The following is a 1,925-nucleotide window of genomic DNA, read 5'->3' on the forward strand; positions in this document are numbered from 1 at the left end:
TCGGGTGGGTTTGCGCGAATGCTCGAATCCGTTGTCTTGATCTGCGGCCATTGCCAAGGTCTGCTGCTTCATCTGCGGATAACGTTTGACCCCTCTCAATGGTGGACCTTAATCAGCGTTGCCTTAAAAGCCTTCATTGAAAAGGCAGCCAGGAAGGTAGACGACAGGCCCTCAGATAACAAAGCTGGGGTTCACTGATAGTGAAAATACCTCTCGTCGGAAAAGTGGGGGCCACCTTTCTGCCCCCTCGCTCGGCTCTACTGGAGCTGCGCTTGGCAAGGCGAAGGATGGCTCAGTACGTCAATTCGATCCAGCGCAGTCCATAGCGCTGAATATCGCCCGAATCGGGCCACCAGCCTCCAACTTCCCCTGCATCTGTCTGCGTGAGTTCGAGCCCATCGTCGGTTACCAAGCGGGTGTGCTCTGGGAAATCCAAAACGTAAGCGTCGCCCTCGAAGTCAATGACCGTTTTGACCCCAGACCAACCGAAATGACTGGATCCATTGTTCTTCCCCAGATCAATGAGCCCCACCACCTTGCCTACAGATCCCTGAGGCAAGAACTCATCCGGAGCATTCAATTTACGGCCTTCGCCGGAAGCAAAAATCTGCATAGGTGATCTCGTTTGACGCGGTCTGCCCAATGGTAGCCGCTCAGGGCTAGGCGCACGCTGTCGGTTCATAACCTGTAGCTCATCTGCATGGCCTTCCTTGAAATACAGCGAGAAGGGGAGAAGACATGGGCTCAGCTGACAAAATCCTAGGGATTACCCTTGGCTCCTAACCGGGTGTTTTGCACCGAAAGTGAGATCACCCCTTCTACGGCGCATCGCCCAATGCGTCAATGGAGCCGCTGGACGAAACCGCCCCACCCCGCCCGGGCGAGTTTCAGTCTGACCTGTGCGCTGCCATCGAACATGAGGCTCGGCGCGCCGAAGCCCTGGGCGTGCGGGTGGTGCGAATGCGGTTTGGCATAGTGCTGGGGCGCGGTGGTGGTGCGTATCCGATGCAGGCTCTGAGCGCCCGCCTGGGCGCCGTGCTGGGGCATGGGCGCCAGCCTGCGCATTGGGTTCATCTGGCCGATGCTGTGGGGCTGGTGCGGTTTGCGATGGCGCACAAACATCTGCAAGGCCCCCTCAATGCTGTGGCGCCTGAAGCGGCGACGCAAGCCATATTTGCGCGGACCTTGGCTGCGTCGTTTGGCCGACGGGCTTGACTGCGCATGCCGGGATTGCCGTTGCGGGCCCTGCTGGGAGCACTGTCTACTCTGCTGCTGGACGGGCAGAACGCGGTGCCGAGTACAGCGCTGGGTCAGGGATACCGTTTTGTGCACCCGCGGCTGAGTGGTGCGCTGGCAGACCTTGCGCTAGCTGATGCTAGCGGGAACGGATTTGGCTCACACAGAATATTAATCAAAATGGGTCTTGGCGCTTATTGGTAAAGCGCTAGCAGCTATAAATACAGTAGCAATTACGAGTCGCTATGTCAGCTGTGCAGCGGTTGCAGTCATCTCGACTTGGCCGTCGAACGCGTACTATCGGCCAGAAGCAGCCCTTAGATGAACAACTCGATGTCTGACCCAAAACTTGAACAGGGACTGCTCGGAGTCTCCTGGGACGTCTCCCATGAAGACCTCGAACTAGCCCACCCCGGTGGCAAGTGGAATCGACGGACGGAAGCCGGCACCGCTTATCTCGAATACAGCGTGAAGAGTCCAGGCAAGCTCTTCGGCACTGAGTTGGTCGGGCATCTGCCCTTGAGGTTCATCTTCGACATAGATGGAAAGCAGCCGCTGAAAGGTAAGCGGCCAGCCATGCCACCTTGACGGCGATGTCGGCTCCCTTCAGCAGCCGTTGATCTCGTCAACCGCGTCCCCGCCGTCGTAGAACTTACCGATGGCTTTGTCCAGCCTCTTGAGCAACGCGT

At 58.0% G+C, this 1,925-nt stretch carries 5 protein-coding genes; 4 read left to right on the forward strand and 1 reads right to left on the reverse strand.

Features of this window, described 5'->3' with window-relative positions; translation table 11 throughout:
• The coding region (locus NFX52_RS29990) for a hypothetical protein (RefSeq protein ID WP_252635992.1) at window positions 1-198 on the forward strand (198 nt) is incomplete at its 5' end.
• Between the two features lie 94 nt (window positions 199-292).
• On the opposite strand, the gene NFX52_RS29995 is transcribed toward NFX52_RS29990, so the two are convergent.
• Window positions 293-613: a hypothetical protein gene (locus tag NFX52_RS29995; protein ID WP_055392801.1), complete on the reverse strand. Its 321-nt coding sequence runs from the start codon at window positions 611-613 to the stop codon at window positions 293-295.
• Between the two features lie 230 nt (window positions 614-843).
• Between NFX52_RS29995 and NFX52_RS30000 the strand changes: the two genes are divergently transcribed.
• The 3 genes from NFX52_RS30000 to NFX52_RS30010 all read left to right on the forward strand — a co-directional run bounded on the left by NFX52_RS30000 (window position 844) and on the right by NFX52_RS30010 (window position 1,824).
• On the forward strand, window positions 844-1,215 hold the full coding sequence (locus NFX52_RS30000; protein WP_055401377.1) for a Rossmann-fold NAD(P)-binding domain-containing protein: 372 nt from the start codon (window positions 844-846) through the stop codon (window positions 1,213-1,215).
• A 6-nt stretch (window positions 1,216-1,221) separates the two neighbouring features.
• Entirely contained in the window at window positions 1,222-1,440 is a 219-nt protein-coding gene (locus NFX52_RS30005; protein ID WP_238385733.1) for a DUF1731 domain-containing protein, read from the forward strand.
• 117 nt (window positions 1,441-1,557) lie between these two features.
• The gene (locus NFX52_RS30010; protein ID WP_156358836.1) at window positions 1,558-1,824 is read left to right on the forward strand and encodes a hypothetical protein; all 267 of its coding nucleotides are present in this window, start codon (window positions 1,558-1,560) and stop codon (window positions 1,822-1,824) included.
• The last annotated feature ends 101 nt before the right edge of the window (window positions 1,825-1,925 follow it).

Source organism: Acidovorax facilis (genome assembly GCF_023913775.1).
GTDB lineage: Bacteria > Pseudomonadota > Gammaproteobacteria > Burkholderiales > Burkholderiaceae_C > Acidovorax > Acidovorax facilis.

Excerpts from the sequence above, each read along its gene's own strand:
- NFX52_RS30010 (WP_156358836.1), top strand. The coding sequence starts at position 1,558 with ATGAACAACTCGATGTCTGACCCAAAACTTGAACAGGGACTGCTCGGA.
- NFX52_RS30000 (WP_055401377.1), top strand. The coding sequence starts at position 844 with ATGGAGCCGCTGGACGAAACCGCCCCACCCCGCCCGGGCGAGTTTCAG.
- NFX52_RS30005 (WP_238385733.1), top strand. The coding sequence starts at position 1,222 with ATGCCGGGATTGCCGTTGCGGGCCCTGCTGGGAGCACTGTCTACTCTG.
- NFX52_RS29995 (WP_055392801.1), bottom strand. The coding sequence starts at position 613 with ATGCAGATTTTTGCTTCCGGCGAAGGCCGTAAATTGAATGCTCCGGAT.